Below are 14242 nucleotides of genomic sequence, written 5' to 3' on the forward strand. Positions count from 1 at the left end.
ACATTCGCCTACCGGACCCGCTGCGGGCAAGCAACGCCATACTACGGAGCGTCGCCACCCGGGCAGAAGGGTCGAAGCGTGACGGAGATCATTCTCGTGCACGGCATCGGACAAGAGCACCGTTCCGCCGACTGGCTGGAAAGCCAATGGCTGCCCAGCCTCGCCGGAGGCGTGCGCACCGCCGGTCACCCCGAACTCGCCGACGCCCTGTGGCGGCACGCCCGACCGGGCACCCCGACCACCCGCATGGCCTACTACGCCGACCTCTTCCGACGCGCCGACCAGCAAGGATCTGCCGCCGACCTGGTCGGGCTCAGCACACCGGACCGGCAGCGGGTGATCGACGACCTGCTCGCCGAGCTGATCGCCAACGCGGGTGCACGCGCACAAGGCCCGAACGACCAGCGTGAAGTCGAGCAAGCCCTGCGTGTGCTGCGCGGGGATGTCCCGGACGCGCAAGGACTCGGCGCGCTGGCCCGGCCGCTGCTCAACGCGTTGCTGCGCATCGGTCCCTTCGCGCGCCTCGGTCACGCGGTCGCGGAACGCTTCCTCGTCGCTGCACTGCGCCAGGTGACCCTCTACCTCACCGACCCGGAGATCAGGCAGGCCGCGCAGCAGCGTGTGCTGTCCCTCGTCGACGTCGACACGAAGGTGGTCATCGCCCACTCGCTGGGCACCGTGGTCGCGTTCGAGGCGCTGCACCGCGTGGACCACCCCATCCCACTGCTGATCACGCTCGGATCACCGCTCGGGATGCGCACCCTGATCCACGGGCGCCTCCACCCGCAACCGACATGCGTGCCGCCCACGGTGAAGCGCTGGGTGAACATCGCGGACCGGGACGATCTCGTCGCCTCGACGCTCGACCTGACCCCGTTGTTCGCCGGCGGGGACGGGGTGCTGGAAAACCACTCGACGGTGGACAACGGCTCCAAGCCCCACGAAGCCACCTACTACCTGGGCAAAGCGGTAGTCGGCGGACCATTGGCCGAGGTCTGCCATTCGGGTGATGGCTTAGGCGATCCGCCTGCGACATCAGCGTCGGCATGATCCAATCCGGCGTACCTTGGGGAGGCAGGCGTGAGTTCCTACTTCGGCCCGCGCAGGGCGAATCCTTTTCTCAACCGCGCGGGTGTTCGGCGGGCAATGCGTGAATGCTTGAGGGCCCGGCGCGCACAACGTCGGCCGTGCCTGATGTTCGTGCACGGTCCTGAGGGCATGGGGCGCGCCAGTCTGATCAGCGAGTTCTACCACGAGGACCGGGATGCGTTCGGCCGCGTGTACATCGAAGTCGCCGCCCGGCAGGCCGACGGCACGATGGTCCCGCCGGGGGAGATGCTCGGGCAGGTGCTTCGCGGGCTCGGTGTGCCCGACACCGAGCTGGACAGTTCGGACGCGGCGCGGTTATACGCCTTCCACCGGGTGTCCGCCGGCAAGCGATTCCTCCTGGTCATCAAGGACGCGGTCAGCGTCGAGCAGGTGACGAACCTGATTCCCGCCGCCGCCCCGGACGCGGTGTTGGTCGTGACCACCCGCACGATGGTGCGCGACCTGCTGCTGCACGACTTCGCCGACATCCCGCTCGGGAAACTGCCCCAGGCCGAGTCGAGGGAACTGCTGACCGACCGACTGAAGTCCACCGCGGGCAAGATCGCCGCGGACACGCTGCGCGAACTCGCCGACCTGTGCGACGGCTACCCGCTTCTGATCAAGATGCTGGCCGCTCAGCTGACCGGTCGCGCGCGTGTCGTGGAGCGGTTCCTGGCCGACCTGCGCCGCTCCGGAGCTGCGCTGATCGAGATGGACCGGTCCCAACAAATGGCCAGGTTCCTGGATCTGGCCTATGAGAACCTGGAACCCGGGCTCCCACTCGTCTACCGGCGTCTGGCCTTGCTGCCCGGCCAGAGTTTCGGCGCCGATGCCGCCGCCATCGCACTGGACGTCCCGCCGGTCGAAGCCGAACGCCTACTAGACCAGTTGGTGGACATGAGTCTGCTGGTGTTCGACGAAGACACCGACCGGTACTCGTTCTACCGCGTCGTCCGCGCCGATGCGCTCCGTCGTGCGCAGGAAGTCGACGGCCCACGGGAATGCGGGTCGGCACGCGCCCGGATCGTCACCTGGTACCTCGACCAGGCGGTGCCGATGGACGCGGCCCTGTCCCGGCGGTGGCGGGTCGGCCCGGTGTTCGAGCGGTACGCCCGCGCCGGTGGCCCGGTCGTCGCGCGGGAGGAGGCGACGGCGTGGTTCGACGCCGAATGGCCCGCGCTGGTGGCGTCGGTCGGCATGGCACACGAGGACGGGCTGCACGAGATCGCCTGGCAGACCTGCGTGGCGCTGTTCAAATACCTCCATCTCCACGGGCACTACGACGCCTGGCTGGACACCCACCGGCTCGGCGTGTTGTCGGCTCAGACGGCGGACGCCACGGCCGGGCTGATGCAGGTGATCTCCCAGCGCGGCGCGGCGCACCTCGCATTGGGGGAGCTCCGCTCGGCGCGTGCCGACTTCACTGCGTCCCTGGAATCAGCCGTGCGGGCAGTCCATCCGTTAGGCGAGCAGAGCGCGCACGAATGGCTCGGGAAGGTCGCCGCCGCCGAGCGGGACATCGACACGGCCCTGGACGCCTACGACAAGTCCGAGGCGGTGATCGCCCGGGTCGCCGACGCGATCCCCGCCGACCAGCAGGGCCGGATGCGGGCACTGCTGGACCTGCACCGCGCCCGGGCGTTGCTCGTCCGCTCGGAGTGGGCGCGGGCCGCGGCCCTGGTGGCGGACGGCCCGCGGTTCTTCGAGCGGATCGGCGAGGCCGAGAACCAGGCGAAGTGCCGGATGGTCCTCGGCCGCGCCGCGCACGGCTCCGGTGATCAGTCGGAGGCTGTCCGGTGCTTCTCACTCGCGGCAACCCTCTTCGAGGGTGACAATGCGCGTCGCGCGCAGGCGGATGCGCTGCGTTGGCTGGGTGACGCGTTGGCCGCCGCCGGGCGTCGGGACGAGGCGCTCCAGGCCTACCTGTCGGCCAAGGAGCTCTTCGTCAGCCTTGGCGACGCGCGGGCCGATGCCGTGCAGGAACGGATCGACGCCCTGCTCAACGAGGACGGGTGAGGCACGCGGTGAACACCTGACGGCCCAGTCGCACGGTGAGCGTCTCGGGGAGCTCCGACCATTTCCGTCCTGCGGCGAGCCAACCGTAGATCGCAGAGCCACACACGATCACCCCGTCGGGCGACGAGGAATCGGCGAGAGCCACCGACAGACGGGTGCCATCGCGGTGCGCGATGCTGTCGCCGGCCACGACCAGCACGGTGGACGGACGGCTGTCGAAAACCGCCTCCACGGCGCTGTCGCCCTCGCCGTCGATCACCACGATCGCGGCGTTGCCACGCAGATCGCGGCGTGGGTGCCCGCCGGCCACGACCAGGTGGCGGGCGGCGTCCGGGGTCTGATCCTCCCTGGCGAGCACATCGGCCGGCCACCGGGTGACCACGACCTCGTCCACGTCCCTCGGTTCGGCGGCCACCCACCACGCCCGCACCGGTTCCTCCTCGGGCACCAGACCGCCGACGGAGTATCGGGGGAGCAGCGTGGTGCGGGACGGCTCCGGTAGACGCATGAGGTCGTAGAACACCCTGCGCAACAGGTCCGCGCTTCGCCCCGGGACGGACGTCGTCAGGTCGCGGACCTGCGACCACCGGTCGGTTGCGGTGTCGGTGAGGGCGGTCCGGATCTGCGCCTCGAACGGTCCGCGCCGGTCCAATCTGGCTGCGGTCCGCCCCAAGGCGTCGATGGCAGATCCTGCTGCCACTTCCGGCACCGGGAACGAGGCCAACAGCGTCGGCCGCCCCAGCGCGGCGCCGTACCCCGTCACCGCGCCGTGGTCACCGATCACCACGTCCGAAGCGATCAGTGCCTGCTGCCAACCCTCCGCCGGCGGGATCAGTCGCAGACCCGCGCGGAGGCAGTCACCGAGCCACAGCCGGATCTGGTGTGGACCGTGCGCGAACCAGACATTCGGGTGCAACACCGCCGCGACCACGTACCGGTCGACCGGCAACTCGGCCAGTAGATGTCCCGGCAGGTCCGGCATGGTTCCCAGCAGGGAACGATCACCCCAGGTCGACGTCAGCACCACCACGGTGGTGTCGTCGCCGGCTCCGAGCACCCGCCGGTAGCCCGATCTTCTCTGCTCGCTGGCGACCAGGCGATCGAAGCACGGATCCCCCGCCACGACGGCAGCGGACAGCGCCTCCGGCACCGACTCGCCAAGCCGCGCACACTGTTCCTCGTGGGACAAAACGATCGCGCTCGGCACGACGTCTCCGGAATGGATCAACCACTCGCGGGAAAGGCCGTAAACGGAACGGCTTCCGGCTTCCGGCTTCCGGCTTCCGGCTTCCGGCTTCCGGCTTCCGGCTTCCGGCTTCCGGTGTGAATTCTTAGTATATCCCATTCCGTGGGACAGGACGATGAGCGGCGCGTCGATTTCGTGCAGGTTCCCGCTGTTGTGCACCGACAACGCGAGGTGGAACTTGGTCGACACGGCTTGATCCCACGGAATCACCAGGGCTCCGGTCGCGGCGAGGTATCCCTCGACATCGGCGGTGACGGCCGAGGCGGCCGGAAAGGTGAAGACCAGCTGGACCCGTCGATCGGAGTCGAACACAGAGAGGATGTCGGCGAACCGGTTGACCGCCGTGATCGTGTGCACCACCACGAGGACAAAACGCTCGGCCGCAACGGTCGTCCAGCGCGGCCCCTCCGGGCCCAGTGGCACGCCGAGCCAACGGGTGGTGGACAACTACGCTCCTGGGACGCTCGATGACCGGATCACCGTACCTCCACCGACGGCGGTCACCACCCTCCTCGGTACGGTCGCCGGTGTGACCCCGATTTGGCTGACGATCGTCGTGGCCGTGCTCAGCGTCAGCGGTGCCCTCGCGGCGCAATGGCTCGCCAGCTCCCGCGCATACCGCCTGGCGTTGATCGAGCGGGAAACCCGCCGCGCCGAACGCGACCGGCAGAGCCGCGAGGACGCCTACACGAAGTTCCTGGCCGCCGCACGGGCCATAAAGCCTGGAAAGCAGCCAACGGCGGACCCCTCGGCGACCGAATCCGCGTCCACAGCCCTGCGCGAAGCAGCTGCCCACATCGAGCTGTACTCACCGGACCTCGCCGAAGGACCGCTGGCCGTCGCGCTCGCCGCCGCCGAACGCCTGCTCACGCTTCCGCTGGCCATGTCCCCATCCGCACCCGCGGTCCGGGAGGCCGAGCGCGAGTTCGACGAAGCGCTGGCCAAACTACGCAGGGCCATGCACTCCGACTTGGACGACTCGTGAACCGGCGGCTCGGCTGAGGATCAGATCAACGGTCGAACTCGCCGCAGCGGGCGGCGCGATCCATTGCACGGGTGCGCTTCTCGTCACTCGGCCGATACCCGTTGCCGAGCGGGTCGACCGTCGTTCGCGTCGAGGTCGGCAAGCTGCTCCTCCATCGCGCTCACGCGTTGACGAGCTTTGTCGACCCTCTTCTGCAAGCGATCCTCTTCGACCCGAGCCTTGGTCAACGACTCTTGCAGGCTGCGCCTTTCGGCTGTGAGTCGTGCATCGCCCGGTGGAAGTTTGACCGAGGAGACGATCCCGCGTACCTGCTGACACTCGGGACAATTCGTCACGCTGCGGTACCAGTACGTGTTCGTGTGGTGCTGAGTCGCCTCGACCAGGTGGTCGCACGTCAGGGTCAGTTGCCAGGTGTCGAGCTCCGAAGGGTCCGGCTTATTGCTGTTGAAGATCTCTCGGATTGTCGCGACCTGCTCTTCGCTCAGCGGTGGTGGTGGGCAGCAGTACCCACAATGCGTTGCCCTCGATCCTTGAAGGGTCCAGCGGTGGCTTCGGCAATCCGCGTGGCGTCGGTTGTACTCCGCTTCCGCCAAGTCGTACTGCTCCCGTTGTCCCGTGTCCATCTCAATGCCGCTTAGTTAGTGGCCTTGGTGTGCGGGTTGAGGCGAGTGGATTGGTTGGCAGTACTGTTGATCAGTGCCGTCTGCTCGCCGTTTCACCGATGGGATCAGCATCGGTGTGCTGGCCCGTGTGTTCGACCGGGATCTGGTGGACGAGGTGCTCGCGGAAACGGGGCGTCGGGAGAGGCGGTCGCGTCTGCTGCCCGCGCGGGTGGTCGTCTACTACGTGCTGGCGCTGTGCCTGTTCTTCGATGACGGTTACGAAGAGGTGATGCGCAAGCTGGTCGACGGTCTGCGGTTTCTGGGCACGTGGCGGCAGGGGTGGACGGTGCCCACGACGGGGGCGATCTCCCAGGCGCGGGGGCGGTTGGGCGAGGCGCCGCTGCGGGTGCTGTTCGACCGGGTGGCGGTGCCGATGGCCCATGCCGGAACGCGGGGGGCGTGGTTTCACGGGTGGCGGGTGATGGCGGTCGACGGTGTCGTGCTGGACTTGCCCGACACGGCGGCCAACGTAGCCGAGTTCGGCAAGAAGCCGCACAAGGGCGGGCAGAGCCCGTTTCCGCAGGTGCGGATCATGGGGCTGGGCGAGTGCGGCACGCATGCGATCGTGGCGGCGGAGTTGGATTCCTGGCGGGTGCAGGAACGCGGCTTGTGCGAGCGGTTGGTGGCGGCGTTCGAGCCGGACATGCTGGTGCTGGCCGATCGCGGTGTGTTCTCCTACGACTTGTGGCAGCGGGCGCGCCGGAGCGGGGCGCAATTGGTGTGGCGGGTCCGTGACGATGTGGACCTGCCGGTGTTGGGGTGGCTTCCCGACGGGTCCTACCGCAGTGAGCTGCTGCCCTCGAAGGTCAAGGCGGACCTGAAGCGGGGCAAGCGGTCGCGGGCGCCGGAGGGGTCGCGGTTGCCGGTGCGGGTGGTGGAGTACTCGGTGACCGACCGCGGCGGGCAGCCCGAGATGATCCGCCTGGTGGTGTCGATCATGGATCACGAGGTGGCGCCGGCGGTGGAGTTGGCGGTGCTGTATCGGCAGCGGTGGGAGTTCGAGCTGACCCTGGACGAGATCGAGACCCATCAGATGCCGCATGGCAGGGTGCTGCGGTCGAAGTCCCCGGAGTTGGTCCGGCAGGAGATCTGGGCGTTGCTGCTGACCCACTACGCGGTGCGGGCGTTGATGTTGGAGGCCGCCGAGGGCCTCGGTCCGGACGACGGGCTCGACGTCGACGGGTTGTCCTTCGTCCGAAGTCTCAACGCTGTGCGCCGCCAGGTCACCAACCAGGCGGGTTTTTCCCCCTCACCGCCTGAAGAACGCGATCATCGAGACGCTTGAGGAGATCCGACACCGACGCGCCCGGGGCCGCCGCCACCGCTCCTACCCACGCGTGGTCAAACGCAGCAACGTCGGCAGCAAGCTGATCAAACGCGCGCACCACACAGGCACCCGCTACGACCGGCCACCTGGCATCCACCTCTTCGGCAAGATCACTAACTAAGCGGCATTGGTGTCCATCTGGAGCAACGGTGGCCAGCGGCCGAGGCCGTCTGCTACGGGTAGGCCGCATCCGCGACAAGCTGCTCCCGCATTGATCTCGGCGCGAGACAGGTACATTCCGTTCGCCTCCCACTCACGCCGCCTTGCCTCCCGTCGGATCTCGTCTTGCTCGGCCTCCAACGCGGCCTTGCGACGGCGGCTCAGCGCGCGCCGCGCCTTCTCTTCCTCGGTCAGCTTCGCCATTGCACCCTCTCCGGTCTGCAGCGTCCGGGAACCGTGCTCTCGGTATCGGCCCACGCCCCGGCGAGCTGAACCTTTCTCGGCAACCAGTACCCGTAGAACGGACTCACCCGTCGGCATGTGGCTCTTGAGAGCGCCTGTCGTAGCGGCTGGACTTCGACATCGAGTCGTGACTCAATGTCGGCCATGCAGATCGGCGAGCACCGGGTGTTCCGCGACCGGCCGAAGGCTTTGGGCGAGCCGGTTCACCGCGTAGAAGTGGTCAGGCTCGACGGACCACGGCGTCAGGGCGACGTTCACGTGCGCTTCCTGGCGGGCGAGGAAGCCGGGCTCCAGGAGTGGGTGGCGCGCGGACAACTGGTCGCTCCTTGGGAGGACGTGGAGTCGTTCCTGCATGACGACCGGCGTCGCCTCGCGGTGGTCGAGGAGTCCGTCGACGTGCGAGGTACGCCCGAGTTCGACGCGGCGCGCTTCGTGTTCGAATTCGTGCGTCCCAAGAACGTGCTCCGTCTGCACACGACGAAGGCGGACGCCGGCGTGGCGGAGATCTTCGATCTCACAAAGATCGCGACGTTGGTCGGTATCGGACCCGATGAGCTGACCGCCCAGCCGCGCTGCTTCGTCGATCGCAACGGTGTCCTTGTCTGTCCGTGGTCGGCGACCCGAACCCTGGCACGCCGGGTAGCCGACAAGCTCGGCGAGGAAGTCCTGGGCAAGGCTCTCGACCAGGAGCGGCGTCTGCGGGACCACTACGAAGGCGAGCCGTCGTGGCGACGTGACGACAAGGAGTTGCGGCAGTTCGAACGTGTGGCGAGCGTGCTGCGCGAGTGGTGCACCGGCGAGGCCGTCGAGCGTTTCGACGAACTGCGGGCCCTGCGGGCGGAGGTGGTCCGACTGGGTGGACTTGTTCAACGAGCCGTGGCCGAACTGCGCCAGCGGAAGGCGCACGCTATCGCTGCCACCATCGAGCGCGACCTCGGAGTCCTGGATGCCACGCCTGCTGCCGGGACCAGTCGGCGTTGACCTGCGGCGTCGGTGCGGTGTGCGGCGCGCGGTACTCCTTCTCTGGGCGGTGCGGGCTCCATTCGCCCAGGTACGGCCGGAGTTCGTCCGGTGTGGGAGGACGGTCGAACCCGTTCGCGGTGAGTGCCTTGGGGTCGTGCACCGGATCGATGCTGTCAGCCATGGACCGTCCCCAGTCGATCCACGACGTCAGGGCGTCACGACTATCGGGTGAGGCCTCGGTGAGTTCCGAGAGCGCGTCGCAGAAGGCGCGGACCTGGTCGGCGGTCAGCCAGGAGTCCAAGGCACGACTGAAGATTTCCGCGCGGCGCTCCTCTGTCGCGCGGACGCGGGCCTGAGCCATCGCCTGTTCCCATTGCGCGAGCTTTTCCGCTGCCTCACCTCTCAGCTGGGCTTCGAACTCCTCCAGTGCCCGCCTGTGTTCGCGGTCGCTCTCCTCCTCGGCAGCCACACGGTGCTCGATCTCGTCGATGACCTGGTCGAGCATGTTCTCAAGACGGGCCCGACCTTTATCGCCCCACGTGCTACGGCGTGCGTGGCGAGATTCCACGAGCTCCAGTCGGAGGCGACCGGACGGAACCGACTCGTGTACCAGGGGCTGGCGTTGCCACGAGTAGCGCTTACTGCCGACAGTCCCTTGATCGGATGTGCGCGCGACCTCCTCGTACTCCTCTTTGAGCGTCACAGTGAACTTTCGTTCGCCCGCTTGGATGAAGAGTCCCTTGTTCTTGCGCTTCTTGGACATCGCCAGCGTGTAGCCCCGCCGCCCCGCACTCCGTGACAATTCCTCGACAAGTCCGAGGGCGCGAGGCATCGACGACTCGGAGACCTCCATCACGTCTGGATTGGCTCGCAGCATCCTGGTCAGTTCAGGCGTCGCCGCCACCTGATCGCGAACGCCGAGCCTGATCCGGTTCCACTCGGTCTCGTCAGGGTTCGCGGCGTCCACGAGTTGGATGATCAGATCGCCGCCGTTGCGACCGGTGTGCCGGAGAAGGAATCCCTCCGGCACGAGCCCGCGCTGCGTCGCCGCGTGGATGGCACGACGGTAGGCCGCGCGCGACGTCTCGTCCGGATTCTCGATCCGAAGAGTCCCGGCGTCCGTCAGTAGCTGAACGAGCCTCGTGGCATCGGGGAGGTCGGATGTGCCAGACGTGACGGTCGTGTTCTCCACCTGAGGATCGGGATGACGCCCGTGTCGCAGGTAGAAGTCTCCCGCATCGGTGATCCGTGCTGTCCAAGCCCCGTTCTCCCGAGGGGTCGTGACCAGCCCTCGTGCGCGAAGCGCGTAGACGGTCGCGGCAAAGTCGGGCGTGTGGGAGCCGACTTGCCCGTCACCCGCTGAGACTTGGCGGAGAACGGACACCTGACGGTCATTCAGTTTCGCGCGCCGCTGCACACGGCCAGCACACACCGTCGCGGGCGTAACAGGCAAGCCGACTCACCGCGGGCTTCTCGCGTTGTCGTCCGACCGATGTCGCCCATGCGGCGGTGATAGCGAGGCCGGGTTCGGCCAGTACTCGACGGTGCTTGCCGAGAGGGCGCCGCAGGATGGCGGATGCCGTGTAGGGCCAACGGGTGAAGGTTCGGCTGTGGTGCGTGGATCGTCGTTGCTGAGACGTCGCATGGCGTAACGTTGTTGTTTGATCACGACGGCGGATGTGCGGGGCGTGGATGGAGCAGCCGGATTCGAGTCGGCCTCGGAAGGTGACCGATGTCGGCAACTCGGTGGTGGACGTCAGTGGGCCCGTGGTTCAGGCGGGCTCCGTCGGCGGCAATGTCGTGATCAACCACCATCCGGCGTCGCCCGTCGAGGTTCCGGACCAGCTGCCGCCTCCGACCGCGGGATTCGTGAACCGGGTTCGTGAGTTCGAGGCGTTGGACGGTGTGCTCGCCGCAGCGGGTGCGCGTCCGTCCGGGTGTGCGGTGGTCACCGGCTTGGCCGGCGTGGGGAAGAGCGCGTTGGTCCACACGTGGGCGGCGGGTCGGAGCGAGCGGTTCCCCGACGGCCGGATGTACATCGACTTCACGGCGCTGCGGACGCCAGGCGGAACGGCCGTGGGCGACGCCCTGGCCGAGTGCTTGCGGGCGTTGGGGGTCCACGAGGAGCACATCCCGCCGACGCTGGCGGGACGGACGGCGCTGTTCCGGACGAAGATGGCGACCGGCCGGCGCCTGGTGGTGCTCGACGACGTCACGGAACCTGCTCACGTGCAGCCGTTCCTGACCCGATCGACCGGATCCGTGGTCGTGGCGACGAGCAACGAGCGGCTGGTCGAGTTGGCGTTGGACGGCGCGACCGCCGTGCCGCTGGCCCCGCTCGGACTCGAGGACGCCGTCCGCGTGTTGGCCGCGTTGTGCCCGGACGGCCGGCTCGACGCGGATCAGACGAGTGCGGAAGCACTGGTACGGCTGTGCGGAGGATTACCGGTGGCCTTGAGGGTCGCCGCGGGCAGGCTGCTCGGCAGGCCGCACCTCACGCCTGCCGCCTTGGTCGACCAGCTCTCCGACGAGGCAGGACGGCTCGAAGGGCTGGCTTTGGGAGGGGAGCGTGTCGTGTCCGCCGTGTTCGACAACTCCTACCGCAGCCTCCACCCGGCCGCCGCCGCCCTCTACCGGCGACTCGGCCTGCTGCCCCTGCTGGAGATCCCCCGCCACGTGATCGACGTTGTCGCCGTCCGCGCCGACGACGCGGTGGAAGCGCTCGTGCGGGCGCATCTGCTCGACGAGATCGGGCCAGACCGGTACGCCTTCCACGGACTCGTCGCACTGCACGCACGTGGTCGTGCGGCGGAAGAGGAGACGGCGGGGGACGCGGACCGGCTGCTGGCGACGGTTCTCGGTCACTACCTGGAGCGCCTGTGCCATGCGGATCGCACGGTGATGGAGGATCGGCTGCGGATCGCCGCCGTGGCACCGTCGACGCCCACGCCGTTCGGTGATAAACGCCAGGCGCTGGAGTGGCTGGTGACCGAACGCGCGAACCTGCTGGGGCTGGTGCGGTCGGCCGAGCTGCGCGGGTACGACGAGGTGGCGTGGCAGATGGCCGAGGCGCTCACCGCCCTGTACCTGAACCGCCGCTACGTCGCGGATTGGATCGAATCGGCGGACATCGGCGCGCGCGCCGCACGGCGGGTCGGTGATCCGGCCGCCGAGGCACGGCTGCGCAGCGTGGTCTCGCGCGCCTACACCGATCTCGGGCGGCTGGACCGGGCGGAGGAGGAGTTGGCCCTCGCGCGGGAACTCGCCGCCCGGAGCGACAACCCCGTGCTGGTGGCGTCGGTGTGGGAGTTCACCGGCCGGTACCTGGACCACGTGGACCCGCACGAGGCGATCGCGGCGTACCGGAACGCTTTGGCGGTGAACTCCGACATCGGTGAACGTCGGGGCGCCGCGTTGGCCACCTACTTCATGGGCTGCTCGCTGCACGCGACCGGTGAGGACGACGAGGCGTTGGCGGCCCTGTCCCATGCCCACGCCGAGTTCGAGGCGGTGGACGACCCCAGGATGGCGGCCCGTGCGCTGATCGGCTTGGGCGCGTTGCGTCGGGACGTCGGGGACTTCGCCGCTGCCCGGGAGGACCTGGAAACCTCCGTTGCGCTGTTCCAGCAGTCGGGCGCCGAGCACTACGAGTCCCAGGCGCTGGTCGTGCTCGCCGACGTGCTCGAAGCGCAAGGGCAAGACAACCTGGCGCGGGAGCACTTGGCGCGTGCGTTGACGATCCGGGAAGCTGCCGGCGCCGACGTGTCGGACCTGCGGGCCCGCCTGGGCGAGTGATCAGACCGCTGACACGGTGACGCGACCCGTGCGTCCGCCCGCGCGCAGCTCGAACGAACCCGGGAGTTCGCGGTCGTGGACCAAGAGCGTGTAGAGCGCCGAGGTCAGCAGCCCGGTGTCCCGGAGCTGTGGGGGAGCGGTCAACGCGACGCCCCGACCGTCCCGCAGACGGACCTGGCACCCGGTCGACGTGGCGTGGCCGGCCATCCGGCACCCCGGGAACGCGTCGAGGGTCTCTCCGAGCCATCTCGCCGCCTCGTCCGACCGTCCTGCCGCACGGACGATCGTCGCCGCGTCGGCGAACCGCCGGACGTCCCGTTCCCTGTCGTCCACGCTGACGTGCCGCACCTCGACCGGCGTGACGTGCGGCACCGTGACAAACGGATACCGCCGCAAGGTGACCGCGCCACCGCTGACGGAACCCACGACGTGGAGGCTGTGCAGGTCCGGCAACGCCTGTGCGGGGTCCTCCGCGATCGCCGACTCCTGCGCCCAGGCCGGCTCGGGCAGGCCCAACGCGTCGTAGCACCAGGTGCGCAGCAATCGCAGCGCCTGTCCCGGCGCCGCGAACACCGTGTCGGCGGGCACAAGGGCGGCATGCCGGTCACCGATCGCCTGCTCGACCTGTGCACGCAGGTCCCGGTGGCGGTCCAGGCGGATCGCCTTACGGCCGAGGTCGGCCATCACCGTGTGCGGGACTACCTCGTCGCCGAACGCCGCGAGCCGCAGCGGGACACCCGTGGTCGCGGCATACATGCTCAACGAGCCGTGGTCGCCGATCACGAGGTCGGACGCGACCATCGTGGCGTGCCAGCCCATGGCCGGGTCGACAAGCAGCAGACCGCCGCGCAACGCGTTGTCGATCACGCGCCGCAGCTCCCAGCCGCCCTCCCAGGTCCAGACGTTGGGATGGGCGACGAGCGCTACCCGGTACTCGTCCACCGGCAACTCGCGCACGAGCGCCGTGAGCAGACCGGGATCGGTACCCAACAACGACTCGCCACCCCACGTGGAGGAGACCAGGACCAAGCGCCGGCGGTCGTCCACCCCGAGCGCCGAACGGTAACGAGCCCGCTGCGGAACACTCGTGGTGAGCAGGTCGAAGCTCGTGTCGCCACCCAGAACCGTCCGCCCCACCGTCGCCGGATCCAACTCGGCCAACTGGCGTTGCTGGGACGGATGGGTGACCAACATCCGGACCTGGTCACCGCGCAGCACGGCGGGATCCACGAGGCCCGACACCCTGGTGCCCGTGGTGTCCACATCGGGTACGTACTTGTGGAACCCGACACCGTGCGGGATCACCAGCATCGGCACCGGTTTCCGCGTCCGCAGGTCGAGCTTCTCAGTGGCCGCGATCACCAGTCTGCAGTCGAGGTCGGCGACCCGATCCCACGGCACGATCGGAGCGGGCAGACCGCGGATCAACGCCGAGACACCATCCGAGTTGCGCGACCGCTCGTCCACCGCGAAAGCCACCCGCACCCGGTCATCGCCGGCGAACACCGGAAGCGCTTCGAGCAGCCGTATCGCCGAGGTGAGCGTCCTGACTACCGCGAGCACCGTCGGCTTCGACCGGAACGTGCCCCATCGCGCGGATTCCGACGGCTCCATGGCTGGATCAAAGCCCATGGACCCCACCAGCCCGACGCGTCAGCCGGCTTCCCGGCTTCCCGGCTTCCCGGCTTCCCGGCTTCCCGGCTTCCCGGCTTCCCGGCTTCCCGGCTTCCCGGCTTCCCGGCTTCCCGGCTTCCCGG

General features: G+C 68.7%; 11 protein-coding genes. 6 read left to right on the plus strand and 5 right to left on the minus strand.

From position 1 onward, the window contains the following. The first annotated feature begins 78 nt into the window (after positions 1-78). Both F4560_RS43070 and F4560_RS43075 read left to right on the plus strand, forming a co-directional pair. On the plus strand, positions 79-1050 hold the full coding sequence (locus tag F4560_RS43070; protein ID WP_184928752.1) for a hypothetical protein: 972 nt from the start codon (positions 79-81) through the stop codon (positions 1048-1050). Positions 1051-1218: 168 nt separating this feature from the next. Beyond that, positions 1219-3105 carry a hypothetical protein gene (locus tag F4560_RS43075; RefSeq protein ID WP_184928753.1) on the plus strand — a complete coding sequence of 629 codons (1887 nt, stop codon included), beginning with the start codon at positions 1219-1221 and terminating at the stop codon, positions 3103-3105. On the opposite strand, the gene F4560_RS43080 is transcribed toward F4560_RS43075, so the two are convergent. Further along, positions 3089-4798: a hypothetical protein gene (locus F4560_RS43080; RefSeq protein ID WP_184928754.1), complete on the minus strand. Its 1710-nt coding sequence runs from the start codon at positions 4796-4798 to the stop codon at positions 3089-3091. The two genes, F4560_RS43075 and F4560_RS43080, sit on opposite strands and share 17 nt — an antisense overlap. An 82-nt stretch (positions 4799-4880) precedes the next feature. On the opposite strand from F4560_RS43080, the gene F4560_RS43085 reads away from it, so the two are divergent. After that, on the plus strand, positions 4881-5336 hold the full coding sequence (locus F4560_RS43085) for a hypothetical protein (protein WP_184928755.1): 456 nt from the start codon (positions 4881-4883) through the stop codon (positions 5334-5336). Positions 5337-5419: 83 nt separating this feature from the next. Here the strand turns inward: F4560_RS43085 and F4560_RS43090 are convergent, their stop codons facing one another. Then, complete coding sequence (locus F4560_RS43090) at positions 5420-5929, minus strand: hypothetical protein (protein ID WP_184928756.1); 510 nt, start codon at positions 5927-5929, stop codon at positions 5420-5422. 103 nt (positions 5930-6032) lie between these two features. Between F4560_RS43090 and F4560_RS43095 the strand changes: the two genes are divergently transcribed. Beyond that, a complete protein-coding gene (locus F4560_RS43095; protein ID WP_184928757.1) occupies positions 6033-7283 on the plus strand; it encodes an IS4 family transposase in 1251 nt (416 codons plus the stop codon). Positions 7284-7442: 159 nt separating this feature from the next. On the opposite strand, the gene F4560_RS43100 is transcribed toward F4560_RS43095, so the two are convergent. Beyond that, positions 7443-7688 (minus strand): hypothetical protein, encoded by a 246-nt coding sequence (locus F4560_RS43100; protein ID WP_184928758.1) that lies wholly within the window; start codon positions 7686-7688, stop codon positions 7443-7445. Positions 7689-7862: 174 nt separating this feature from the next. Here F4560_RS43100 and F4560_RS43105 point away from each other — a divergent pair, with 174 nt between their 5' ends. Further along, positions 7863-8708: a PE-PGRS family protein gene (locus F4560_RS43105; protein ID WP_184928759.1), complete on the plus strand. Its 846-nt coding sequence runs from the start codon at positions 7863-7865 to the stop codon at positions 8706-8708. Here the strand turns inward: F4560_RS43105 and F4560_RS43110 are convergent. Next, positions 8635-9882: an SPFH domain-containing protein gene (locus F4560_RS43110; RefSeq protein ID WP_184928760.1), complete on the minus strand. Its 1248-nt coding sequence runs from the start codon at positions 9880-9882 to the stop codon at positions 8635-8637. The genes F4560_RS43105 and F4560_RS43110 overlap by 74 nt on opposite strands. A 533-nt stretch (positions 9883-10415) precedes the next feature. Between F4560_RS43110 and F4560_RS43115 the strand changes: the two genes are divergently transcribed. Further along, positions 10416-12485 carry a tetratricopeptide repeat protein gene (locus tag F4560_RS43115; protein ID WP_184928761.1) on the plus strand — a complete coding sequence of 690 codons (2070 nt, stop codon included), beginning with the start codon at positions 10416-10418 and terminating at the stop codon, positions 12483-12485. On the opposite strand, the gene F4560_RS43120 is transcribed toward F4560_RS43115, so the two are convergent. Further along, entirely contained in the window at positions 12486-14099 is a 1614-nt protein-coding gene (locus F4560_RS43120) for a hypothetical protein (RefSeq protein WP_184928762.1), read from the minus strand. Positions 14100-14242 lie beyond the last annotated feature (143 nt).

Source organism: Saccharothrix ecbatanensis (assembly GCF_014205015.1).
Taxonomy (GTDB): Bacteria; Actinomycetota; Actinomycetes; order Mycobacteriales; family Pseudonocardiaceae; genus Actinosynnema; species Actinosynnema ecbatanense.